Annotated in this window: 18 protein-coding genes; 9 read left to right on the top strand and 9 right to left on the bottom strand. The window is 71.5% G+C overall.

The annotated features are described in order from the left end of the window. Positions 1-54: 54 nt before the first annotated feature. Genes AMA02S_RS16175 through AMA02S_RS16165 form a run of 3 tightly spaced genes read right to left on the bottom strand, consistent with a single transcriptional unit; the run spans position 55 to position 2,905 of the window. Positions 55-1,161 (bottom strand): DUF6745 domain-containing protein, encoded by a 1,107-nt coding sequence (locus AMA02S_RS16175; protein WP_245667573.1) that lies wholly within the window; start codon positions 1,159-1,161, stop codon positions 55-57. A 56-nt stretch (positions 1,162-1,217) separates the two neighbouring features. Next, positions 1,218-1,544 carry a DUF8820 family protein gene (locus AMA02S_RS16170; RefSeq protein ID WP_067458625.1) on the bottom strand — a complete coding sequence of 109 codons (327 nt, stop codon included), beginning with the start codon at positions 1,542-1,544 and terminating at the stop codon, positions 1,218-1,220. A 32-nt stretch (positions 1,545-1,576) separates the two neighbouring features. Beyond that, on the bottom strand, positions 1,577-2,905 hold the full coding sequence (locus AMA02S_RS16165; RefSeq protein ID WP_084265230.1) for a threonine/serine exporter family protein: 1,329 nt from the start codon (positions 2,903-2,905) through the stop codon (positions 1,577-1,579). Between the two features lie 183 nt (positions 2,906-3,088). Here AMA02S_RS16165 and AMA02S_RS16160 point away from each other — a divergent pair, with 183 nt between their 5' ends. From AMA02S_RS16160 to AMA02S_RS16150, 3 genes are all read left to right on the top strand, one after another. Continuing rightward, on the top strand, positions 3,089-5,182 hold the full coding sequence (locus AMA02S_RS16160; protein ID WP_067458620.1) for a RecQ family ATP-dependent DNA helicase: 2,094 nt from the start codon (positions 3,089-3,091) through the stop codon (positions 5,180-5,182). A 715-nt stretch (positions 5,183-5,897) separates the two neighbouring features. Then, on the top strand, positions 5,898-7,211 hold the full coding sequence (locus AMA02S_RS16155) for a hypothetical protein (protein WP_157430608.1): 1,314 nt from the start codon (positions 5,898-5,900) through the stop codon (positions 7,209-7,211). A gap of 854 nt (positions 7,212-8,065) precedes the next feature. After that, entirely contained in the window at positions 8,066-9,823 is a 1,758-nt protein-coding gene (locus tag AMA02S_RS16150) for a hypothetical protein (RefSeq protein WP_157430607.1), read from the top strand. 189 nt (positions 9,824-10,012) lie between these two features. On the opposite strand, the gene AMA02S_RS44705 is transcribed toward AMA02S_RS16150, so the two are convergent. Continuing rightward, positions 10,013-10,144 (bottom strand): hypothetical protein, encoded by a 132-nt coding sequence (locus tag AMA02S_RS44705; RefSeq protein ID WP_281181885.1) that lies wholly within the window; start codon positions 10,142-10,144, stop codon positions 10,013-10,015. Between the two features lie 167 nt (positions 10,145-10,311). Between AMA02S_RS44705 and AMA02S_RS16145 the strand changes: the two genes are divergently transcribed. Beyond that, entirely contained in the window at positions 10,312-11,337 is a 1,026-nt protein-coding gene (locus AMA02S_RS16145; RefSeq protein WP_218004984.1) for a LysR family transcriptional regulator, read from the top strand. Between the two features lie 13 nt (positions 11,338-11,350). Here AMA02S_RS16145 and AMA02S_RS16140 read toward each other — a convergent pair whose 3' ends face one another. Continuing rightward, positions 11,351-12,277 carry a carbohydrate kinase family protein gene (locus AMA02S_RS16140; RefSeq protein ID WP_067458607.1) on the bottom strand — a complete coding sequence of 309 codons (927 nt, stop codon included), beginning with the start codon at positions 12,275-12,277 and terminating at the stop codon, positions 11,351-11,353. Between the two features lie 167 nt (positions 12,278-12,444). On the opposite strand from AMA02S_RS16140, the gene AMA02S_RS16135 reads away from it, so the two are divergent. From AMA02S_RS16135 to AMA02S_RS16120, 4 genes are all read left to right on the top strand, one after another. Further along, entirely contained in the window at positions 12,445-14,886 is a 2,442-nt protein-coding gene (locus tag AMA02S_RS16135; RefSeq protein ID WP_067458605.1) for a bifunctional acetate--CoA ligase family protein/GNAT family N-acetyltransferase, read from the top strand. Between the two features lie 447 nt (positions 14,887-15,333). After that, positions 15,334-15,915: a DUF5998 family protein gene (locus tag AMA02S_RS16130; protein WP_067458602.1), complete on the top strand. Its 582-nt coding sequence runs from the start codon at positions 15,334-15,336 to the stop codon at positions 15,913-15,915. Beyond that, complete coding sequence (locus AMA02S_RS16125) at positions 15,912-17,033, top strand: alkaline phosphatase family protein (protein ID WP_067458599.1); 1,122 nt, start codon at positions 15,912-15,914, stop codon at positions 17,031-17,033. Before AMA02S_RS16130 ends, AMA02S_RS16125 begins: the two co-directional genes overlap by 4 nt. Positions 17,034-17,151: 118 nt before the next feature. Next, a complete protein-coding gene (locus AMA02S_RS16120) occupies positions 17,152-17,982 on the top strand; it encodes a sulfurtransferase (protein WP_067458595.1) in 831 nt (276 codons plus the stop codon). A 12-nt stretch (positions 17,983-17,994) separates the two neighbouring features. On the opposite strand, the gene AMA02S_RS16115 is transcribed toward AMA02S_RS16120, so the two are convergent. The 4 genes from AMA02S_RS16115 to AMA02S_RS16100 form a co-directional block, all read right to left on the bottom strand. Further along, the gene (locus AMA02S_RS16115) at positions 17,995-20,544 is read right to left on the bottom strand and encodes a CHAT domain-containing protein (protein ID WP_245667572.1); all 2,550 of its coding nucleotides are present in this window, start codon (positions 20,542-20,544) and stop codon (positions 17,995-17,997) included. Next, positions 20,541-20,990: a hypothetical protein gene (locus AMA02S_RS16110; protein WP_067458592.1), complete on the bottom strand. Its 450-nt coding sequence runs from the start codon at positions 20,988-20,990 to the stop codon at positions 20,541-20,543. Before AMA02S_RS16110 ends, AMA02S_RS16115 begins: the two co-directional genes overlap by 4 nt. After that, the gene (locus tag AMA02S_RS16105) at positions 20,987-21,520 is read right to left on the bottom strand and encodes an RNA polymerase sigma factor (protein WP_245667571.1); all 534 of its coding nucleotides are present in this window, start codon (positions 21,518-21,520) and stop codon (positions 20,987-20,989) included. Before AMA02S_RS16105 ends, AMA02S_RS16110 begins: the two co-directional genes overlap by 4 nt. 97 nt (positions 21,521-21,617) lie before the next feature. Continuing rightward, positions 21,618-22,754, bottom strand: a complete 1,137-nt coding sequence (locus AMA02S_RS16100; RefSeq protein ID WP_157430606.1) for a S8 family peptidase — start codon at positions 22,752-22,754, stop codon at positions 21,618-21,620. A gap of 258 nt (positions 22,755-23,012) precedes the next feature. On the opposite strand from AMA02S_RS16100, the gene AMA02S_RS16095 reads away from it, so the two are divergent. Next, entirely contained in the window at positions 23,013-23,507 is a 495-nt protein-coding gene (locus AMA02S_RS16095; protein WP_067458589.1) for a DUF3145 domain-containing protein, read from the top strand. Positions 23,508-23,523 lie beyond the last annotated feature (16 nt).

Raw genomic sequence — 23,523 nt, 5'->3', positions numbered from 1 at the left:
AAGTGCTACCAAGGGACACCCGCCGTGACCGGCGTCGTACCGGCCGTCCGAGGCTCAGGTCTGCTTCTCCGGGTGGTAGTCCGCCTCGTCCACACCGAAAGTCCAGGCGACGCCCGCGCGCGCCGTGCGTGTGCTGGGCGGGACCCGCAGATAGTAGGTGCGGCGCGTGCCGTCGGGTTCGGGCGTGGAGTTGACCACCTCCACCATGACGACGGGCTCGTCACCGGGCAGATCGATGGACCACAGCACCCCCGTCTCGTCGCGGTGCAGCGGGCGGGCACCCGTCTCGGCCAGGTACCGGTCGTAACCGAAGATCTCCAGCATCACCCGGCGTAGCTCGGCGTTCTGCTCGGCGGAGATCCGGCCGGGGGTGAGCCCCGTCAGCGAGTCGACGAAGTCGGGCGGGATCGGCATGCCGCGCCAGGCGTGCAACGAGAAGCCGTCCGGGTAGCCCAGAGCCGGGCCGTCGCCGCGATGCAGCCGGCCGGGTTCGTCGCGATACAGGTCCGAGGGACGCTCGGAGAGGATCACCAGGTTCTCGTACGGCCACCACCAGCCCGCGGACCGGGCGGCCTCCGCCAGCCCGTCCAGCGGGCCGGTGAGCCGCCCGAGCGACTCGAAGAGCGCGAGCCATGGCGCGTCGTGCTGGCCCAGGACCGCGTCGAGGGTGGCGGCGCGCAGGACGACCTCCGCCGCGTCCCGCGCCGGCGAGTCGGCACCGCCTGGGCCCTGGTCGGCGAGTGCGCCGATGGCTGCGCGCACCCGCGTGACCAGCGACTGCACCTGGTTCCAAAGGAGGCCGCCGGTCTCGGCCCATACCCGTGGCCACTGCTCCGGCCCCTGTTCGGAGCAGGCCGCGGTACGTTCCGCCTCCCATGGACGCGTCCTGACCGTATTCAGGACGCTCGCCCCGGCGGGCTCCTCGCCGAGGTCGCCCTGAGCGAGATCGACCAGGTCGCCCAACCCGGCCTTGCGCAGGTCGTCGCCTTGCCCGGCCAAGACGGCCGCCGCGACGGCTCCACGCGCGGGGGAGGGCACCCACACATACCGCGTGGGGACGTCCAGACCGGCGGACGTGTAGGCGGCGGCTACACCGGCCTCGGCTCGCCGACGGTCGGCGGGCCCTGTGCCGAAGGCGACGGACTGCCAGTCGCTTACCACGAAGTGCGCCGCGCGAGGGGTACCAGTAAGTGATGTTCCGGTGACCATGCCGTGCCTCAGTCCGCCACGACCCGGACGGTGCCGGGCACGTACTCGCGCTGGCGGATCACCCGGTACCAGCCCCTGGGCAGCGTGATCGCCGCGTGCTCCTCGTGCATCAGCCGGCCGCCCGACGGCAGGTGCAGGTGGTCGGGCGCGAGCGGGTCGGGCACCCGCAGCAGCGATCCGGGCGCGGTCAGCGCGTGCGCGTGCCCGGTCGCCTCGCCGAGCGCCAGGACCATGCGCCCGCGGCCGTCGCGCGGGGCCGGCGGCAGTTCCCGGACGGACTGCGGGATCGCCTCCTCCGGCACTGGCATGATCAGGATGTCTCCCTGTCGGTACATGCGGCGAACATAACGTCCGCCACCGACAGTTCTCAGAAGCCGCGCGTCCGTCGCGCGGCGGGACGGGCCCAGCGTCCGGAAGCGCTCAAGCCGACGTGCTGGAACGCGCGGACGAGTTCCCCGCCGAGGTTCACTCCGGCGCCCAGTGCCAACGCCACCGAAAGCGCCCCGATGAGGCTCAGCACGCCTGACTGCGGGGCGCCGGCGTTCAGCTCGACCATGCCCCGGTACAGCGCGGTCCCCGGCAGGAGCGGGCCGATGGCCGGGACCAGGAAGGGCATCACCGGCGCCTGGTGCCGTCTGGCGAGCCAGTTCGACATGACGCCCACGATGGTCGCCGCCACGGCCGAGGCCAGGACTGGTGGTACGTCCCAACCCACCTGGAGGACGTACAGCACCCAGATCAGCCCGCCGCCCAGCGCCGAGGCGAGCAGGACGTCCCGCGGTGCCGCCAGCGACACCGCGAAAGTCACCGAGACGGCCGCCGCCGCGATCACCGCGACGGGCTTGAGCGTCGCCGGCGCGCTCGGCAGGTGACTGACGTCGATCGACACGTTCAGCTTGACCGCGATGTAGACGATCGCCCCCAGCCCCGCGACGATCGCCGCGATCATGAAGAAGACCTCCAGCATCCGCGCCCCGGCGCTCACCAGGTCACCGGTGATGCCGTCCTGGATGCTCGCCACCAGCGGACGCCCGGGCAGCAGCGCCAGGATCGCGCCCGTGACGATCGCGGACCCCTGCGCGGGGTTGCCCATGGCCACCACCAGCACCGCACCGCTCGCGCCTATCGCCGCGGCCACCGTCAGCTGGAAGAACTCGGCCACACCACGGCGCGCCAAGGCCGCGGCGGTGCGGTCGCCGAGCAGTGTGGCCACGAACGCCGTCCCCGCCACGAGCGGCCCGCCGCCCGCCAGCACACTGCCGGACGCGGCGATCAGCGCGAGCGAGACCACGATCAGCCACGGCGGATACGGAGCACGGCCCCTCTTCATCTCCGCAAGCTGCCGATGCGCTTCGTCCAGATCCAGCATGCCGATAGACGCCTCTTGGACGAGATTGTGCAGCGCGGTGAGGCGCCAGTACGCGGGCGTACGGCGCCTAATGGACCGCGAGCCCGTCACCGGTTGCGCGTCCTTGCCCGGGTGGGCGCTGACCAAGAGGCTCGTCAGCGTGACCTGCACCTCGCACTGCGGTAGCTCGTAGGCCACCGCGAGGCCGAGCATCGCCTCGTTGACACGCTCGGTGGTCTCGCCACTGGCCAGCAACAGCTCGCCCACACGCAGCACAAGGTCGATCGCCCGCGGGTCGACGATCTCACCAGGCTCGTCCTCGGGGTGCTCCGGCGGCGACGCGTCCATGAGGACGTGCCAAGTCCGCCGCAAGCGTTCCGCCGCGCCCATCCGCCCCCCGGGTCCCTTCCACCAAGAAACTGATCTTGCTGGGCAGGCTACCCAGAGCGCGCACCTCCACCATCACCCGGGGGTTGTCCACAGAACACGATTCTGGTGCGGCCACCGCTCGCCCGCTGATACCAAGGGTGCATGAGCGATTTCGAGGGACTCCGTGACGAGGCCGAGCGGTGCCTGCGCGCCCTCGCCGGCGACCAGGCGCGCCTCCGCGACGACCAGTGGACCGCGATCCACGCGCTCGTCGTCGAGCGCCGCCGCGCCCTGGTCGTCCAGCGCACCGGCTGGGGCAAGTCCGCCGTCTACTTCGTGGCGACGCGGCTGCTGCGCGGGCGCGGCGCCGGCCCGACCGTGATCGTCTCGCCGCTCCTGGCGCTCATGCGCAACCAGATCGACGCCGCCGACCGGGCCGGCATCCACGCCCGCACCATCAACTCCGCCAACACCGACGACTGGGACCAGATCTTCACCGAGGTCGAGGCCGGACGCGTCGACGTCCTCCTGGTCAGTCCCGAACGCCTGAACAATCCCGACTTCCGCGACCTCGTCCTGCCCAAGCTCGCCGCCGGCGCGGGCCTGGTCGTCGTCGACGAGGCGCACTGCATCTCCGACTGGGGCCACGACTTCCGTCCCGACTACCGCCGCCTGCGCACCCTCCTCGCCGACCTGCCGCCCGGCATCCCGGTGCTCGCCACCACCGCCACCGCCAACGCCCGTGTCACCCAGGACGTCGCCGAACAGCTCGCCGGCGACGACGCCCTCGTGCTGCGAGGCCCGCTCGAGCGCGAGTCCCTGCGCCTCGCCGTGGTGCAGGTCCCCACGGCCGAGCAGCGCATCGCCTGGCTCGGCGAGCACCTGGAGAAGCTGCCGGGGTCCGGCATCGTCTACACCCTCACCGTCGCCGCCGCCCACGAGATCGCCGGTTATCTCCGCGAACGCGGCCACGAGGTCACCGCCTACTCCGGCCAGACCGAACAGGCCGAGCGCCTCCAGGCCGAGCAGGACCTCCAGGACAACAAGCTCAAGGCCCTGGTCGCCACCAGCGCCCTCGGCATGGGCTTCGACAAGCCCGACCTCGGCTTCATCGTCCATGTCGGCGCCCCGCAGTCCCCGGTCGCCTACTACCAGCAGATCGGGCGTGCCGGCCGCGGCGTCGACCGCGCGGAGGTCATCCTCCTGCCCGGCTCGGAGGATCGCGACATCTGGGCCTACTTCGCCAGCCTCGCCTTTCCGCCCGAACCGATCGTCCGCGCGACGCTCGACATCCTGGAGTACGCCGACCGTCCGCTGTCCACCAGCGCGCTGGAACCGCAGGTCGACCTCAACCGCGCGCGCCTGGAGATGATGCTCAAGGTCCTCGACGTCGACGGCGCCGCCCGTCGCGTCAAGGGCGGCTGGACCGCCACCGGCCGCCCCTGGACCTACGACCGCGAACGCTATGAACGCGTCACCTCCGAACGCCGCCGCGAGCAGCAGGCGATGCTCGACTACATCGCGGCGACCACCTGCCGGGAGAAGTTCCTGCGCGACCAGCTCGACGACCCGTCCGCCGCGCCCTGCGGGCGCTGCGACAACTGCACCGGAGACCACTGGCCCGCCGACGTCACCCAAGAAGGCGCCACCCGGGCGCGCGACCGTCTTCACCGCCCCGGCGTCGACCTCGCCCCCCGCCGCATGTGGCCCACCGGCGTCAAGGACGACCTGGGCGTCTCCGGCCGCATCAAGCCCGACCAACTGGCCGAGACGGGCCGGGCCCTAGGTCGCCTCACCGACATCGGCTGGGGCAACCGCCTGCGCGATTTGTTCGCCTCCGGCGACACCGACGTCCCTCCCGACATGGTCGACGCCGTCGTCAAGGTGCTGGCCGCTTGGGACTGGCCCGCCCGCCCCACCGGGGTCGTCACGATCGGCTCTCACTCCCGTCCCCGCCTGGTCACGAGCCTCGGCCACCGGATAGCCGACATCGGCCGCCTCCCGTACCTCGGCGAACTGACCCCGACGGGCGCGCCGATCGCTCGCCGCCACAACAGCGCCCAACGTCTCCGTTCCGTCTGGCAGTCCCTGACCGTTCCCGCCGACCTGGCCACGGCGCTCGCCAACACCCCTGGCCCGGTTCTCCTGGTAGACGACCGCGTGGAAACCGGCTGGACCATGACCGTGGCCACCCGTCTCCTCAGAGAATCCGGTGCCCCCGCCGTCCTGCCCCTGACCCTGGCGACCCCCAACTGATCACAACGCACCGGTCACAACGCACCGGTCACAACGCACCGGCCCCGATGGCGTCTGCGGCCCCAGCCCAATGAGAAACGCCCCCGCCTGTCGGCGGGGGCGTGTGCCGGTCGGTGCCGCTCGGCGGCGTCACCGCTTGAGTGCCTTGGCGAGCCGGACCCGCCGAGCCTGACGCGCCTCGGCGCGGAGGGCGGCGACGCGGTCGTTGACGAGGTCCCTGGAGAACTCCGGACGAATCATGTTCTGCTCCTTGGTCCTGCCAGGCCCTTCTCGGCCCGACAAGTACAAGGTTCGCTCTAAGGCCCCGCACCCCACATCGGGACGAAGCCTTACTCCACGGCCTCAGACTGCCTTAGTTCCGTACCGCGGCCTTAGCCAGGTCTTTCAACCTCCGAGCCGACCCTTTGTGGAGTCCGGCCGGTTGGGCGGTAGTTGATTGAGCGTGAGCACCCGAGCATCGAGGCGGCATGGCTGGTCGTATCGTTCACGGAGGGCAGCGTCATCTCGCCCAGTGGTGTCAGCGTGTGCCAGACCGTAGGCGGAGCCGCACGCCGGTGATGGTGCATCGGATCACACGGGGAACTTGAGTAGCTGGTGTGTGGCCCGGCGGTAACAATGAATTCGGGACGGGCGTCCCAGGTCAGCGCGATAATCGCGCTGGAAAGCAGGGGCAGCCCGTTGCTTCTGCCCTCATCTGGCCGAGGTGTATCGCAACATGTCCGCTGAAAGCGCCCGTAGCGGCGCGCGGTTGCGTGCCGAGCGTAAGAAGCGTGGACTGGTCGTCGCTGACCTTGCCCGACTGTTCCGTGAGGTCGCGCCTGAGCGTGTCGCCGCGGGGCTGCCCTCGCGCAGGAACATCGAGCGGCTGATTCGGGGTCATGAGGCAGGCGAGCATGCGGCAGGTCCGCGTTACCGGCTTCTGTACTCCGCTGCGCTGGAGATTCCCGAAGAGGAACTGTTCCCCGATCCTCCACAGGTGCCTGCCGCCGTCCCCAAGAGTACGGTGGAAAGGCCGGTCACCACCCCCAAAGATTGGGACGACATGGAGCGTCGGGCACTGCTGCAACTACTCGCCGTCCTGGGCTCCGGAGCCTCGGTCTCCGCCGCGCACTTGGAGACACTGCGGTCGGGCTTGGATCGCGCTCTGAACCTTCGTGACGACGTCACGGGCGAGGATTGGGAACAGGCCGTAGCCGATCACGCCTACTCCATCCGTGTCATGTCCCCGGCAGCCCTCGTCGGAGTGTTATCGGCCGACATCGCTGACCTCCGCCATATGATCGACCGCCGGCCTGACCTCGACCGGACGAGCATGCAACGGACGTCCGCTCAGCTCGCCGCGCTGATGGCTATGGCCCTTGAGGAACTCGGCGATCCTCTGGGTTCCCGCTGGTGGCGGACCGCCCATAGCGCCGCCGCAAGCGCGGGAGACCGGCACCTTGAGGTCTACACACGCGGTCGGCAAGCCCGTGTCAGCTCTACCCGCCCCGGGGCCTTGCGGCTTGCCAATCAAGCGGTCGAGCTTGCCGGGAAGCGCCCCAGCGCTGGACTCGCCGAAGCGCACGCGACGCGCGCCGTCATCCTCGCCCGGACGGGGGACCGCTCTGGCGCCGAACAGGCACTTCGAGATCTCGATGATCTCTACGCCCAGCTTCCGGTGGAGGTGACCGGCGACGACGCCGCCGTCTGGGGATGGCCCCGGCAACGCTACGTCAGTGAGCGCACCAACGCCCGTCTGCTTCTCGGAGACTCCAGTCTGTACGACGAGCTGCCGAAGAGGCCAAAGAGCGCGATCGGGGCACGGGGGCAGGCGCTCGGCGAGCTCAAGACCGCATGGGCGCGCATCAACGCGGGCAGCGTCAGCGAAGGGGCGAACGATGCCGCTCAGGCTGTGGCGGTTCTTCCCCCAGAACACCGCACGGTCACCGTGAAGATTCTCGCTGGCGCTGTGTGCAGGTCTCTGCCGGACGAGCAGGCTCGGACGCTTCCGGCCGCGCGAGAGCTGCGGGCGTTGGCCACAGCGACCTGATCCCAGGCAACACAGAGGCCCCGCCGATCATCGCGACCGGCGGGGCGTCGCCCGTCCAGGGGTTGTGAGTGAATCGGGAGTCGACAAAGAGACAGCTCCCGAACCTGCGTGCTCGCGTCGGGGCCGGATGCGGTGCCAGGATCGCGGCGGATGTCGTGTACGTCGGGAGACAGATCGCTCGACGCTCTGACCAGCCCGGGCACGAACAGGCCAGAGCGTCGCGGCCGAGTCTGATGCTGCGGTAGGCCGCGCCCCAAGCCGTCTCGTCATCCGTTGGGAGCGTGGACGGATGTGCGCGTTAGGCGCCGGACTTCCTGAGTGAGCACGACCCGGGCAACGACTTCGCAGAGGACGGGGCGATCGTCGGAGTCTGCATTCGGGCCGCGCAGGACGGGCAAGACGCGGCGTTGAGCCCTGCACGCTGGAGTAGGTCGCGCAACGCGGGTTGCGCCTGCACTTGCCGGCAAGGACTGTCTCGTGGGCGCGGCCTTTCAGTATGCCGCTGACCATCTAAAAGCCATTTGCGTCAGGCGTGTGAACGGTCGTAGCGGGTTTGTTGTCCTCCTCTGGTGAATCAATCTCCGTCTTACCGTACGTTTCGCCCGCAAAAGATAGGCTTCCGATCGGTATCTGGAAGGGGTGTGATGACGGGTTCGCCGGACGGAGGACTGGATTCCGGCGCCGTCGGTGAATGGTGCGCGCGTGCCTTCGCCGGGGCGCCGGTGGTGACGGGACGATTGCCTTTCAGCGCGACCGGCGTGCACGGAATGCATACCGAGCGGGCGCTCGCACTGCGGATGTGTGCCCTTGTGCAGCAGGTGCCTCCTTATCGCGCGCTCCGGGCCCTCCAAACGATGGCTCCGGATGGGTGGGCGGACGGCGTGGCGCGGCGGTACCCGTCGCACGCGGCGTTGGTGCCCCCGTTCCGGGACAGGGCCGCCGACCTGCGACCCACCGCTCATGGCTGGGTCGACATCGCCCCGGATCGTGGCACGGGGGGTCTGTCTGTCTCGAACGCCGACGAGTCCGGGCCGGGGGAGGGCGTGCTGTCCGGACTGCTCGGCCGTGTCCGGCGCTATTTCACCGCGCACTCGACCCCCGGCGTGATCGGTGATGCAGAGACCGGGCTGGCTCGAATCTGCCTGATGCTGGCCCGGTTCGAGGCGGGTGTGCTGCCGGAGCCGGGCGTGACCGTCGAGCAGATCCACCGGAGCGTGCCTGAGGACGAGGTGCGCGAGTTGGTCGGCCTCGTCAAGACGCTGCACGGTGCCCTACCGGGGCGGGCGGGCATTCCGCCCGGCGTCGCCGAACCCGTCTTCGTGCGTGGGTGGGCAGAGGGCGACCTGATGGTCGGTGGCACGCTGATCGCGGTGAGCCTCGGTGACCGGGCCGAGGTGGCCAGGCGCTTGAGGCATCTTGTCGCGCATGCGTGGCTCGATGTCGATGAGCTCTATCGCATCCGCCAGCTCGGGGTGTACCTGGCGGTTTCCGGAACCCTCGTCACCTGGCCCGTCGCCGACCTTGCGGCTCGGCTGTTGTCCGGCGCCGACCCGGACGCCGCCCGCGCCGAGTTCCGCGCGCTGGCCGAGCGGGAGATCACCGTGCCCCGGCCGGTGGCGTCGCCAGAGACAACCGTACGACGCAGAGATCCGGCTCAGGCCCAGGCGTCCAGACCGGCGAAGAAGCTCAACCGGGCGACCCCGGAGTGGACCGTGTACGGGCCGGAGGAATGGGACACGGTCGCCGGCGTCGAGTGGTCGTACTGGGATCTGTGGTTCAGCGTCGTGTGCGTGGTGGATTGCGGCGGCGACTGGGACGCCCTCGACGTGAAGGTCAACTCGCGGTCCTACCTTGGCGAGTCCGACGAGCGGATGTGGTCGCATCTGGTCGACCTCAGGGACCGTCTCACCGCCGCCGGGATCACGGGCGGGGACCTTGTCGGTGATCTGGCCGGCCACCGCAAGACGCTCACCAAGGCTCGGTCGAAGGTACTGGAACGGACGGGTGTCCGAGACAAGGACTATTCACCCGCGATGCGCGACGTTCCGAGCGGCCGCTATGCCGTCCGCGCGCATTTCGGGAGCTGGGACCTGTACCCGGTCTCGCCGCGTTCGTTCTACCAGCGATTGGCGGGAGCGACCCCGTTCGATCTGGAGGCGCCGGGCTGGGGCCTGCCGACCTTCGAGAACGTCGACCCCCTGTTCGAGGAGTTGGAGGAGCTGGAGGCGGAACACGCCGATGATCCGCCCACTCTGCTGGCCGTGCGGCGCGCCGGGCTCACCGCCTGTTCGCTGGCCCAGCACCGCTGCAACGATTCCTACGGTGACCTCGGCGAGCACACCCTGGCGGTGGTGCAGCGCTTCAGCCGTACCGACTGGCGTGTCACGGGCATCGATCCCGCCGTGTTCTGGCGCGACGTCCTCGAAGTGTTCGCCATGCTCGGGAACTTCGGCGCGACGTACGAGCACGAGAGCGAGTTGATGACGAACCTGGACGCGGAGCGGGACCGGGACCTGCTCGAACGGATCGTCGACGACCTGCGCGCTTCGTACGCCGCCGAGCGGCTGGACTGGCAGGCGCGTGAGGTCAAGAGCCTTCTGGAATCTGTCTAGCGTGTGTCGGATGGTCGGCGTTGGGCGCCAGTCCAGGTGGGGTCTGGGCTGGTGCCCGGAGCCGCCCCGCCCGCGCGCCCCTGTCGGCGCGGGCGGACGATCTGGCCGACCCGTGCGCGCGGCCCCGCGCACGGGTCGACGAACGGCCCGGGCGCCGCGGCGGAGAAGAACCGCGGCGAACCGGGAGTCTCAGGGGGCGGCCTTTCCGGAGTACACGAGCTTGTCCGCGGGCTCGACCCTGACCTTGGTGGGGACGGACGCGACGATCTTCGCGGGTGCGTCCGGCGGTGGGACGGGGCGGTCGGGGGCGAACGGGCTCACGGGTGCACTTCCTCGGTCGGGGACGGGATGAAAGTGTTCTAGAGGTTAGAAAACTCTGTCCAGTTGTTTCACAGAACATCTTGAGATAAGTTCAGCGGGAAATGTCATCATTTCCCGCCCCAGTGAACGCTCGGCCATTTCGGGAGCTGGTAGTAATGTCCCTCCCCGTGTCCCCTTCTCTCGACGAGTTGCTGGCATGCCCGTCCGCGCTGCTCGACACCACGTTCGATCAGTTGCGGACGCTGCTCGTGGTGCACGAGACGGGGTCGGCGCTGCGGGCGGCCCGGGTGCTCGGGCGCGAGCAGTCCAGCGTCCAGAAGCAGTTGGACACCCTCAACCGCAACAGCCAGGCGCTGTGCGGGGAGGTGCTGACCGTGCGGCAGGGGCGGGGCAGGGACTTCCTGTTCACCCCCACCGGGGAGACCTCGGTGGAACTGGCGCGCCGAACGTTCACCAACTGGCTGGAGTCCATCCACTGGAGCCGCCGGCGGCTCGGACGGATGCTGACGGTCGGCACGACGGAGTTCACGCTGCCGATCGTGTCGCGGGCGTGGGACCGGGTGTCGGAGGAGTTCCGGCAGCGCGAGGTGGAGTTCAAGGTCGCGCACGTGCGCACGAAGGACCTGTGGACGCGGCTGGAGACCAAGCAGGTCGATCTGATCTGCGGCAGCATCGTCAGCACGCCGGAGGGCGACCTGCGGCTCAAGGACTACGAGGTCGTCGAGTACGCGCGGGGTCGGGCGCTGCTGCTGACGAACCTGCCGGAGTCAGAACTGCCGGACGCGCCGGTGGAGACGAGTGGGCTCGGCGGCGTCCCCCTGGTGGTGCCGCCCGCGGGACTGGTCGCCGATCTGCTCGCGACCTGGTACGGGCCGAACTTCCGGGACCGGCTGAACGTGGTCGCCGACATCGACGACGTCCACTACGGGCTGTCGCTGCTGAGATCGGGCTTCGTCCACGGCTGCATGATCGTGACGGGGTCGATCGGCCGCGGCATGGCCGGGCGGGACGATCCCGACAGCGTGCCGCTGCGCGCGATCACGCTGCGCGACGACCTGGAGCCCAAGGCCGAGCTGATGACGGGCGCGTTCGTCCGCCGCGACGATCTGGAACGCTATGACGCGGGCCACCCGCTGAACCGTCTGTGGGCCGCGGTGCGCGAGGACGTGCGCACCTACACACCGCTGGCCTGATCCCGCGACCCGGTCAGTTCTTGATCTGGTTGTCGACCACGTCGAGGGACGGACGGGCACCGAGGTGCTGCATGGCCGTGGCGGCGAGGCGGCATCCGGCGGTGAGGGCGTCGGCGGGCTGCTTGCCGTCCAGCCAGGGCGGCAGGAAGCCGGCGATGAAGGCGTCGCCCGCGCCGGTGCCGTCGATGATCTTCTCGACGGGTTCGGCGGCGACGGTGACCGGCTCGGGGCGGCCGTTGGTGTACCAGAGCGCGCCGTCGGCGCCGACCTTGACGACGACCTGCGGGTACCAGGCGGTGAGCACCTTGGCGGCCTGGTCGGGGTTGTCGCGGCCGGTGAGGATCTCGGCCTCGGAGGCGTTGACGACCAGCAGGCGGGCGCCCTGCGTCCACTCCAGGAAGGGCTCGGCGCCCATCCGCTTGAGGGGCGAGGACGAGCCGCCGTCCACGGAGATGGACATTTGCGCCTTGCGGGCGAGGTCCAGGGTGTGGGTGGCGGCCTTCCGGGAGCCCTCGTTGATGAGCGAGTAGCCGGACAGGTGCAGGTGCGTGCCCTGGGAGAACAGGTCCTTGCAGCGCTCGATGTCCTCGGGGAGGAGGGCGGCGTTGGCGCCCGGATCCGAGAGCATGGTGCGGTCGCCCTTGTGGGTGACCATGACCACACAGGTACCGGTGGGACGTTCCTGGTCCATGACGAGGCGGGCGTCGACGCCGTACCCCATCAGTTCCATGTCCCGGTTCCGGCCCGCGATGTCGGAGCCACGGCGGCCGACGAAGGCCACCTCGATCCCCTCCAAGGCGAGCCACGAGGCCACGTTGGCGCCCGAGCCTCCCCCGTGGATCGTCACGGCGGCGGGCGTGTCACTGCCCTTGGCCAGGGGGAACGCGGCACGCGCCACGGTATCTGTCATAAGATCGCCGACCACGACCACGCGCGTCATGGAGTCATCACCTCGATCAACACGGCCCGCGCGAGCGGCATTCTGGGCGTGTGCTTGACCGTAACAGCTCTTGCCCCCCGAAGAGGTCTCGAACGCGCAGCGAAACCAAGGAAGCCTCGATTTTCCCGGCGCGGCGACCTGGGACGGCGTGCCTTACGCTCGGATGCGTGACCGAGCGTTACCCGGATCAGTGGGAGGCCGACGTCGTCCTCAGCGACGGCGGGACGGCCCATCTGCGCCCCATCCGGACCGGCGACAGCGAGATCCTGCGCGTGTTCTACGCACGGCTGTCGCCGGAGTCGATCTACTACCGGTTCTTCTCGCCGCGACCGACCCTCACCGACCGTGAGGTCGAGCACTTCACGTCCGTGGACCACGATCGGCGTGTCGCGCTGATCGCCACGATCGGGGAGGAAATGGTGGCGGTCGTCCGCTACGACAGTTTTCCTGATCGTCCGGAGACGGCCGAGGTCGCCTTCCTGGTCGAGGACGCGCATCAGGGGCGTGGGCTCGGCGCGGTGCTCCTGGAGCACATCGCGGCGGCGGCACGGGAGCGGGGCGTGCGCCGGTTCGTGGCCAGCGTGCTACCGGACAACCGCCGGATGACGCGGGTGTTCCGGGAGGCGGGCTACCAGGTCGGGCAGCGGTTCGAGGAGGGCGTCATCGAGCTCGTCCTGGAACTGGAGCCCACGGAGACCTCGCTGGAGGTCATGACGGCACGCGAGCACCGGGCCGAGTCGCGCTCGATCCAGCGGCTGCTGTTTCCCCGCTCGGTGGCCGTGATCGGTGCGAGCAGGGCCGAGCACAGTGTCGGGCACACCGTCCTGCGCAACCTGCTCGGCGGGGACTTCAGCGGGCCCGTGTACCCGGTGCATCCGACCGCCGTGGCCGTCGCGGGCGTGCGTGCCTACGCGTCGGTCCTGGAGATCCCGGACGATGTGGACCTCGCGGTCGTCGCCGTACGCGCCGACGCTGTGCGTGACGTGGTGGAGGAGTGCGCGAGCAAGGGCGTGCACGGTCTGATCGTGGTGTCGTCCGGATTCGGGGAGACAGGCCCGGAAGGACGGGCGCGCCAGGAGGAGCTGGTCCGTCTTGCGCGCGCCTACGGGATGCGGGTCGTCGGGCCCAACTGTCTGGGCATCGCCAACACCGACGCAGAGATTCGCCTGAACGCGACCCTTGCTCCAACCATGCCCGGACGGGGTCCGGTGGGCTTCTTCTCCCAGTCGGGTGCGCTCGGCATTGCGATCCTCCAGCGGACGGCAGAACGAGGGCTCGGCCTGTCCACGTTCGTTTCTGCCGGGAACCGCGCCGACGTGTCCGGCAACGACCTGATGCAGTACTGGGAAGAGGATCCGGCGACCAAGGCCGTCCTGCTGTACCTGGAATCGCTCGGCAACCCGCGCAAGTTCGCGCGGCTCGCGCGCAGGCTCGGGCGGCGCAAGCCGATCGTGGCGGTCAAGAGCGGACGCAGCACGCAGGGTGTTCCGATCGGGCACGCGGCGCGCGCGCTGACCCTGCCAGATCACGCGGTGAGCGCGCTTTTCGCGCAGGCCGGAGTGATCCGGGTCGAAGACCTGTCGGAGCTGTTCGACGTGGCGCAGCTGCTGGCCTATCAACCGCTGCCCGCCGGCGACCGCATCGCGATCATCGACAACTCCAACTCGCTCGGACTCCTCGCGCAGGACGCGGCGGCGGCGCTCGGCCTGGAGGTCAGGCCGCGGCTCGACCTCGGGCCCCGCGCGGGCGCCGACGAGTACGAGGCCGCCCTCGCCGGGGCCCTGGAGGACGACACGGTCGACGCGGTGGTGGCGCTGTTCACGCCCCCGACGATCGGCGGCTACGACCTGCGCGTTCCGGAGAAGATCCTGCGGCTGGCGGAGGGGAGTTCCAAGCCGATCGTCGCGACGTACCTGGGCTTCAAGGGCATGCCCGCGGACCTCCGCGTCCCCGGGCCCGACGGCACCGCGGCCGAAGGGTCCATCCCGTCCTACCCGGCGCCTGAGGACGCCGTCCGGGCGCTGGCATACGTCATCCGGTACGCACAGTGGCGGCAGCGCCCGCCCGGCCGCAGACCGGAGCTCACCGGCACCGACCGCCAGCGCGCGCGGGGGCTGGTGGAGGGATGGCTTGATTCCGGTGCTCCGGTGCATGCGACACCGGAACAGGCATCCGAGCTCCTCGCCTGTTACGGCATCGAACTCGCGGAAGGCGGCGGGGGAGTACCGACCCGCATCGTCACCATGGAGGACCCCTCGTTCGGAGCGGTCGTCTCCTTCGGCCTGGCCGACGAGACCGCCGCCCTCCTGGACGATCGCGCCTACCGGCTGGGACCGCTGGCCGACGTGGAGGCCGCGGAGCTGGTCCGCGCCATCCGGACGGCCCCGCTCCTGCTCGGGCACCGCGGCGCCGAGCCCGTGAACGTCGCCGCCCTGGAAGAACTGCTGCTCCGGGTGTCACGCCTCGGCTACGACCTCCCTGAAGTGGCGCGCCTGGAACTGAACCCGGTCATGGCGGACGCGTCCGGCGCCGCGGTCACCCAGGTGTCGCTGCGCCTGGAGCGCCCACTGGGGCCCCGGCCCGAGCTGGGCCCGCGCCGCCTTCCCTGAGAGCGCGTCTTCCCTGACCGCCCGGTCTTCCCGGACCGCCCCGCCCGGTGACACGTGGGGCGGGTCCGGTCGTGCGGTCAGCCGGGGGGCGGTGGCGGGCTGGGCTGCGGTGTCGGCGGGATCGGGTCGGGCGGCGGTCCGGGCGGAGTCGGGTCGGGGGCCGGCCCGGGTGGTGTCGGCTCCGGTGGCGGTCCGGGCGGGACGGGATCGGGCGCGGGGCCCGGTGGCACCGGCCCGGGAGGCTGCGGTGCGGGGCCTGGCGGCGGCTCGGGGGGCGGTACCAGCGGTTCCGGCTGGGGAGCCGGGTCGGGGGTGGGCGGCGGGACCGGCGGCGGTGATGGCAGCGGATCTCTGTCCATGCTTCCCCCGTACCCCGGGAGACGGCCGATGACCACGCGTCCGGGCCGCCATGTGCGCGTCCGCCCCCGGACAGGGCAGGATGGGGCCATGAGGGAAACCCGAGCGACCGCTCACGGTTTGCGCACGGCGATCGAGCGCAGCGGCTACTACCCGGTTCTGGTCGCGGACGCGGTCGAGTCGGCCATTGGGGACGAGCGAGTCGTCGCCTACGTGGTCCACCACGAGGCGACCTTCGACCCCGCGATGGAGGTGCGGCGGCATGTGACCGTGCTGGTGCTGTCGGCGAGCCGGCTGCTGGTGTGTCACACCGACGAGCATCCGCCCGGCGAGGGAATGGCCCAGCCGCACGCGTCCACCACCACCGAGGCCGTCAGGCTGAACCGCGTCCAGTCGGTCGCGGTGACCCGGGTAGTCCCGGATCCGGCGTCCTACGTGCCGGGGGTACCGCCGACGGAGGTGGTGCTGACGATCGGCTGGGGCGCCATCGCCCACATCGACCTGGAGCCCGCGACCTGCGGTGACGAGAACTGTGAGGCCGACCACGGCTACACCGGAAGCGTCACGGCCGACGACCTGTCACTGCGGGTGAGCGAGGCCGCGGACGGTGCGGAGGCCGTCGGGCAGGTCCTGGCCTTCGCCGAGGAACTGTCCGCCGCGACCGCCCGGTGAGCGTTCCACCACCTGACCCGCCCCGGTACGGGACGGGTGCGCTCGCCGACCTTCCACCGTCGGTCCTGGCCGCGCTGGGCGTGCCGGACGCGGTGAACGTGCTCGGCCTGCCCGCACTGCCGCGCGCCTGCGTCCTGCTCGTGGACGGGCTCGGCTGGGAGCAACTGCGCGCCCACCCGGACGAGGCGCCCTTCCTGAACGCGATGGACGGCCGTCCGATCACGGCCGGGTTCCCGGCGACGACCGTCACCAGCCTGGGCTCGCTGGCCACCGGGCTGCCGCCGGGCGGGCACGGGCTGCTCGGCGTGCAGGTGGCGGTCCCGGGGACCGGACGGCTGCTCAACTGCCTGCGGTGGCGGGACGACTCGGTCGACCCGCGAGAGTTCCAACCCGCCCCGACCGTGTACGAGCGGGCCGCGGCGGACGGGGTCGAGGTCGCCTACGTGGCGCTCGGCCAGTACCGGGGCACGGGCCTGAGCCGCGCCACCGCCCGCGGTGCCGACTATCTGGGCGCCGAGAGCCTCGGCCAGCTCGTCGGGCGGGCGGAGGAGGCGTTGCGCCGGGGCGCCCGGTCGTTCGTGACCGCCTACCACGCCGATCTGGACTCGACCGGCCACCGGTTCGGCGTCGCGTCCGCCGACTGGCGCCACCACCTGCGGTTCGTGGACGTCCTCGCGCAGCAGATCGCCGCCGTCCTGCCCGCCGGGTCGGCGCTGTACGTGACCGCCGACCACGGCATGGTCGATCCGTCCGAGCGGGTGGACGCCGACACCGTCCCCGGGTTGCGGGACGGCGTCGCGCTGCTCGGCGGGGACGCCCGCGCCCGCTACGTCTACACCGAACCCGGCGCCCAGGCCGATGTCCTCGCCGCCTGGGCGGATGTGCTCGGCGACCGCGCCTGGGTCGTGTCGCGGGACGAGGCCGTCGAGGGCGGCTGGTTCGGCCCGCTCGATCCCGGCATGGCGGAGCGCGTCGGCGACGTGATCGCCGTCCCGCGTGCGGACCTGGCGATCGTGGCGTCCGAGCGCGAACCGTGGCTGGAGCGGATGGTCGGTATGCACGGCTCACTCGTCCCGGCGGAGCTGCTGATCCCGCTTCTCAGTACGTCCCGGCCCTGACACCGTCGTGTCGTGTCGCGTCGTGACGGCGCCGCCGATGCCGGATGCCTAGGCTCTGAGAGTGACGAACCAGAATTCGCCCCTCCCGAATTGGGGCAACCCCGGTCAGACTGGCGAGGTGCATCCTCTCATCGAAGTGCCTGCGCTGGACCGGCTGCTCCGGCGACAGACACCCGTGGTCCTGCTGGACGTACGGTGGCACCTGGCGGGGCCGCCGGGAATCGAGTCCTACCGCAAGGGACACCTGCCCGGCGCGGTCTTCGTCGACCTGGACCGCGACGTGGCGGGGCCGCCCGGGGCGGGCGGCCGGCATCCGCTGCCCGCGTCTGGGGACTTCGAGGCCGCCATGCGCCGCGCCGGCGTCTCGGCGGACCGGCTGGTCGTGGTCTATGACGACGCCGACTCCACCGCCGCCGCGCGGGTCTGGTGGTCGCTGCGCTACTTCGGCCATGACCGCGTCCGCGTCCTGGACGGCGGGTACCGGGCATGGACGGAGGCCGGTCACGCGGTGACCACGGACGACCCGAAGGTCAAGCCGGGCGACTTCATCGCCGACCCCGGACGGCTGCCGGTCCTGGACGCCGAGGGCGCCGCGGCGCTGGCCCGCGCGGGCGTCCTGCTGGACGCTCGCGCCGCCGAGCGCTTCCGTGGCGAGCAGGAGCCCGTCGACCCCGTCGCCGGGCACATCCCGGGCGCGCGGAACGCCCCCACGTCCGGCAACGTCGGCGTGGACGGCCGCTTCCTGCCACCGAGCCTGCTCCGCGAGCGCTTCGCCAAGCTCGGCGCGACCGACGCCCTGGACGTCGGTGCCTACTGCGGCTCCGGCGTGACGGCCGCGCACGAGATCCTCGCGCTCAATCTCGCCGGCATCCCGGCCGCCCTCTATGTCGGCTCCTGGTCGAACTGGGTGGCCGACTCCGCGCATCCGGTGGCCACCGGCGACTCCTGACCGCGTCCGGCGTCACCCGGCGCCCAGGCACAGGAAGCCCGCCACGCCGGGGGAACGCCGGACGGACGCCAGGGCCCGCGCCGGTGACCGTCCCCCGGCCAGCTCCGCATGGAAGGCGGACATGAACTCCGGCGTCACCTCGTCCCGGACGGGGGCGACACTGGCGATCACCGTCGCGGTCCCGAGGGCGAGCAGGACGCCCGCCATGCCGAGGACGGCGTCGCCCTCGTCCGCGCGTCCGATGTCGCACGCGGACAGCACCATGACGTGCGGCGGCGCGGACAGCCCGTCCAGGTCGTGGACCATCAGCGGGCCGTCGGCGAGGCGCAGGAGCGAGAACAGGGCGTTGCCCGGCCGGAACTCACCGTGGGCAGCGATGTGGGCGAGCAGGGCACCGTCCATGGCGTCACGGACATGTTCCGCGCGCGCCCCCGGACCGTCCAAGACGAGAGCGTGGGGGTAGACACGCCGGAGTGCGTCGAGTTCACGCGCCGTGTGCATCAGGTCGGGCCCACTTGCGAGGACGACATGGCCGGTCGGACGAGTGACCGCACAGGCACGCAACCACGCGCCCGCGGAGGGGGCGACCGTGAACGGACGTCCGGCCAGGAACGGCAGCGTCGCCCAAGGCAGACCGTGAAGCAGCCCGGTCGGGGCGATGACCAGTTCACGGTCGCCGAGGTCCGCGCGCAGTGGGGCCAGCAGGAGACGTTCCAGACGAGTGCTGGAGTGGACCAAGGCCGCGACGGCCTGCGGGTCGTCCTCATCCGCAGCCAGGCGGCGCAGCGCGAAGCGGGCCATGCCGATGTCGTGGCTGGCCGCGTCCCACGGCCCGAGGCGCCGTCGGCGGACGCGCCCGTCGGTGACCGTCACGGCGTGCAGTTCGGGCCCGATCGCGACCAGTTCGACGAGCGCGCGACCGTCCAGCGCGGCGGCGATCTCACCGATGTCGGGGCAGTGGCTCGGCAGCCCGTCGGGCGTCCGACGGCGCGTGTGCGCCATCACCTGGGCCTCCAGGGCGACCAGGTCCTCCGACAGGACCGACGGAACCCCGCCGCGCGCAGTGTCGGCCGTGTGCTCGACGCTCAGCGCCCGCAGTGCGGCCAGTGCCGCGGCCCGTCCGGGCTCCTTGGGCGGACGGACCCGCACCGGACGCGCGAGTACACGGCGCCGTTCCTCCAGAGCGAGCAGCTCTTGCGCGGAGCCGGCCAGGCTCAGGCCGAGTTCCGCGAGTTCGGTCGCGAATCCGGCCGCCCGGGCCCGCAGGTCCAGAGCACCGAGCACCTCGGCGTGCTCCTCGGTCACCCGGAGACCGGCCTGAACCGCCTCGATGGCGCCTCTATGGTCGTCCTTGGCCGATCGTTCGAGGGCGATGGCGTGCCAGGCGGAGATCTTGGCAGCGGCGGGTCCGCGCATCCGGCCGACCACCCTGAGCAGATCGCCCGCCGGCCTGCCCTGCGCGATCGCCACGCGCGCTGCGACGATACGGGCGTCCGCCGCCGCATCGCTCCAGCCGCAGTCGTCCAGCCCTTCCGCCGTGGCCACCGCCGTGTCGAGAAGGGCCTCCGAGCGCTCCCCGGAGACCCACCTCGCGCGGAGCAGCACGTGCTCGGCGAGCAGCATCCATCCGGTGCGCTCCTGCCCGGCGAACTTGTCCCGTGCCCGCTCGGCCGTGCCCGCCGCCCGTCCGGGCAGGCCATCGGCAAGTTCGGCGTGGGCGAGAAGAAGCAGGCCGTCCGCGACGTCACACCGGTACCCGTTCGCTGTAGCCGCTGCCAGAGCCTCCTCAAGGACCGGACGGGCCTCGCCTGGCAGGCCCGCGACGATGAGGGTCTCCGCCTGGTCGAAACGGCACTGCGCCAGGCGTTCGCCAGTCAGTTGGGGCTCGGCCTCAGCGAAGAGCCGAAGCGCGCGCGGTACGTCCCCACGTCGGGACACTACGAAGGCCATGTTGCCCTTGGCCATCGCCGTTTGGTGGCGCAAACCCGCTGCCTCACCCACCGCGACCGCCTCTGCTAGAGCCTGCTCCGCATCGTCGAAGTCCCCGCGCAAGGCTCGCGCAAGGCCCAGATTGGTGAGCAGACCACTCAGCGTCGCCGGGTCGTTCCCGTGCCGCAGCCGAGGCAGAGCGCGCGCGGCGAGATCGTGCGCCTCGGAGACCCGCCCGGCACGCGCGAGCACGCACGCCCTGTTCGCGGCCAGCCGATCCGCGTCCGGCCCGCTCAGGACCGGCTCCGCCTCCGACGCGTGCGCGAGCGCCGCCTCGCACTCGCCCCGCGCCGCGAGCAGCCCGACCAGATTCATCCGCACCTGCGCCGCCGCGTACGCGTCGCGGTCGCCCGGCGGCCGCCGTCCTTCGGCGAGATCCAAGGCATGGCGGAGATGACCCAGACCCTCGTCCAGATGGCCCAGTTCCTTGGCGGCCAAGCCCGCCACGCGCAGCGCGAGGATCTCCTCGGACGCGGTGACCGCGCGTTCGAGGAGGGTCAAGGCGCGGGTGCGCGCGGTCGTGGGGGCCATGGCCGCCAGACGCAGCAGCGCGCGTTCGCCGGGCGCGCTCACAGGTGGATCCAGCTCGTGACGATGGACGTCCCGTCCGCGAACCGCAGGACGAGGCTGGTCAGCCCCTCGGGTACGCGCGGGAGGCAGAACAGCCCGTCGGACTCGGCGCGGGCCGTCAGCCCTCCCGGTGTAACGTCCGGATGGCGGACCTCGACCAGCGCGGGAGCGGGCGGGTCGAGCCGTCCGGTGACCTCGCGGTGCCGCCCCGCCCCGGTCACCTCGACCTCCAGCCTCAGACCGGGGCAGGTGAACGTCAGCGCGCGGGACGTCCCGCCCCGGACCCCCGCTTCCACGGGCCCGGTCCGGTCGGCGGCGAGCCCGGCCAGCACCGCGGACGGCACCCGCCACCCGATCGCGGAGCGTCCCGCGGACAGGACGCTCTCCGGAATCGGGTCGAATGCCTCGAACGCCGCCCGCACCTGCGCCAGCAGGTCGTCCTCGTTCACCGGACGAGCCTGCGCAGCGTGGCGAGACACCGCGCGCGCGTCGGGCCGACGCTGCCGACCGGTATGCGCAGCGCCGCCGCCAACTCGGCCTGACAGGCGGCCTGCGCGACCAGCCGCAGCAGCATCTGGCAGCGGCGAGGGAGCGCCGAGAGGGCGGCGGCGACCTGACCGAGGCGCTCGCGGGCCATCACCACCTGGTCGGGAGCGCGGTCGAGCGCAGCGACGACCGGTGCGGCGGACGACGGGAGGTCACGGCCCCGCCGGGCCGCCAGGCGTGCGCTCTCGTGACGGGCGGTGGTCGCGAGCCAGCCACCGACCGCGGGGGGATCACGCAGCTCGTCCAGCCGCTCCACGAGCCGCAGCCACGCGGTCTGCACCACGTCGCCCGAGTCGGCGTCGTTCAGCCCGTGCCCGCGCGCGATCGTCCACAGCATCGGGCTGTAACGCTCGACCAGCCGGGCCCACGCGGCGCCGTCGCCGTCGCGGGCCCGGACCACCAGCGATTCCGTGCCATCGTTGTGCAGGGGCACCCCAAAGACTCCCTTCGCGGCCCCCCCGCGCACTCCACCCTAGAACGATGGTGACGGTATGCGCACGCTCAGTTACCGAATCGGCGCCATCCCGTGCTCAGGAATCGATGAGCACACCGAGGTCGGGCAGGACGGCGCCGTCCGCCCGGTCGAGGACCTGGTCCGCCGCCGTCGCCGCGTCGAGATCCTCCGCGGCCGCCTTCCCGGCGATCCGTCCCGCGACCGCCGGCGCCGCGAAGGAGGTGCCACTCCATGTCGCGTAGCCCTCGAAGTCCGTCCGGCCGTCGAAGGTCACGTAGCTGCTGGCCACGTCCACGCCCTGCGCGCACGCGTCCACCCACCAGCCGTAGTTGGAGAACGCGGCGCGGTCGTCGCCGTCCAGCGCCGCGACGCCGATCACCGGCTTGAGCGCGGCGGGCCAGAACGGCCGGTCGGTCGCCGCGTTGCCCGCGCACGCCACCACCACCGTCCGGCGGGCCAGCGCGGCGACGGTCCGCGCCAGCACCGGGGACGGACGGTCGTCGAACGTATGGCATCCGAGCGAGAGGTTGACGACGTCCGCCCCGGCCCCGGCCGCAAGTCCCGCCAGCGCGCGGATCACCCCGGCCTCGTCGCCGACGCCGTCCCCGCCGATGACGCGCACCGCCCGCAGCCGTGCGGACGGCGCGTGCCGCAGCACGACGCCCGCGATGAACGTGCCGTGCCCGGCCTGCGCGTCCAGCTCGCAGTCCAGGTCCGCGTCGAGGTCCTCGGCCACCTCGTCGCGCTGCTCGCGGAACCAGTCCGTGTCCGCGTACCACGGGTGGGGCGACAGACCCGTGTCCAGGATCGCGACCGTCACGTCCCTGCGCGCGCGCCCGCCCTCAGGGGCCGGTACAGGACGGGACGGGCGCGGCAGGCCCGCGGGCCCGCTCCACCACATTGGCTGCCCCAGGACGAGATGGTTGGGCGACACGGCCAGCCTGCGGTGCCGACCGTCTCCGGCCAGTTGGACGGCGAGCTCGCACACGTCCACCTTCGCCGGAGCCCGCAGCCGCAGCCGGGTGACCCCCTCCTCGTCGTGCCGCGAGTCGTACCAGTGGCGCACCGCGTCCTCGGCCGCGCCGGCGTCGTGCCCGGCGACGAGAATCTGGTCACGGCGGACCAGCGCGGGCCGTCCCGGTACCGGCTCCACCATCGCCGCGTCGGGGTGCCGCGCCAACAGCCGCTCCAACCGTGCCTGCTGATCGATCATCGGTCCTCGCCTCTCACCAGCGCCGACCGCTTCCCGCGCCCATCGTGCACCTTCCGCTGTACCGTGCACCCCGAAACGCCTACTCTGGACGTCCGGGCACGATGAACGGTGTGCATCCCGTGGTCAAGCGTTCGACAAACAGCCAACTCACGGTGGTGCGACCGGTGCCGATGATGCACAATGAGGGACGCGGACGCCGTCTTGGGACGTACGAGGCCGTAGGGGAAGACGAGCCTCGGTACAGATCCAGGAGGTCCGGTGACCGCACGTGGCGTTTTCTACGTCCACTCCGCGCCACCTGCGCTGAGCCCGCATGTCGAGTGGGCCGCCGCAGGTGTTCTCGGTGTGCCCGTTTCCCTTGAGTGGGCCGATCAGGCGGCGGCCCCGGGAACGCTGCGCGCCGAGCTTCATTGGGAGGGCAAGCCGGGCACCGCGGCGGGCATCACGTCCGCGCTGCGGAATTGGAAACTGCTGCGTTTCGAGGCCACCGAGGACCCCACGCCGGGCTGCGACGGCGTCCGCTACAGCTTCACCCCGTCCCTCGGGGTGTTCACGGGCGTCATCGGGGCCAGCGGCGACATCATGGTCCCCGAAGACCGGCTCCGTGCGGTGATGGCGAACGCCGCCGTCGGCAAGACGACGCTGGAACACGAGCTCGACCGGCTCCTCGGCACCCCGTGGGACAACGAACTGGAGCCCTTCCGCAGGGCCGGCGACGGCGCCCCCGTCCGCTGGCTCCACGCTGCTGTTTGATGCAATCCCGGCCCAA

Origin of the sequence: Actinomadura macra NBRC 14102 (assembly GCF_001552215.1) — a bacterium.
In the GTDB taxonomy this organism is placed as follows: Bacteria; Actinomycetota; Actinomycetes; order Streptosporangiales; family Streptosporangiaceae; genus Spirillospora; species Spirillospora macra.
This window is presented reverse-complemented; position numbering and strand designations above follow the sequence as displayed.